The sequence below is a fragment of the Vibrio sp. 1402 genome (assembly GCF_033340275.1).
In genome coordinates this window covers 1-616 of sequence record NZ_JAWOWE010000416.1, presented here as the reverse complement: position 1 = coordinate 616, position 616 = coordinate 1, and the positions used below count along the sequence as shown (strand labels likewise).

Below are 616 nucleotides of genomic sequence, written 5' to 3'. Positions count from 1 at the left end.
AGTGAGCTGCGCCTCCTGCTTGACCAGACATCTCCACTAAAATACCGGCTAATTTTTTATCTTGATAGTAGATGTCGTTTGGCCACTTAAGCTTAACACCTTGGATACCGATACTTTCCAGTGCTTCGACTGCAGCAATACCCACGACCAAACTCAATCCCATCGCTGCCGCCATGCCCGCATCCAAACGCCAGTACATAGACAAATATAAATTAGTGCCAAATGGCGATATCCATTGACGTCCGCGACGACCGCGCCCCTGCGCCTGATATTCAGCGATACAAACTCGCCCTTTATCGGATTCACTGACTTTCTCTAACAAATATTGATTCGTTGAATCGATCACGGAAATCAGTTCTACCGGAGTGCTAATGGCATTTTTCAGACGAGTTTCATCGAGTAATTGAAGAGGATGAGCCAGTTGATAGCCTCGTCCTTGGATACGATAAATATCCACTCCCCAATCATTTAACCCTTTAATGTGCTTTGCAATTGCCGCGCTAGAAATGCCCAGTTGTTGTCCGAGCATTTCACCTGAATTGAACCCGCCATCGCTGGGTGTTTTGAAGATATGTAGCTTCACTGGGTGTTCTTTCCTCATTGTGCCGCCTCTATC

1 protein-coding gene is annotated in these 616 nt (G+C 46.4%); it reads right to left on the bottom strand.

Going from position 1 to position 616, the window contains the following annotated elements; genetic code table 11:
* The coding region (birA, locus tag R7044_RS26410) for a bifunctional biotin--[acetyl-CoA-carboxylase] ligase/biotin operon repressor BirA (RefSeq protein ID WP_225456138.1) at window positions 1–601 on the bottom strand (601 nt) is incomplete at its 3' end.
* Window positions 602–616: the final 15 nt, after the last annotated feature.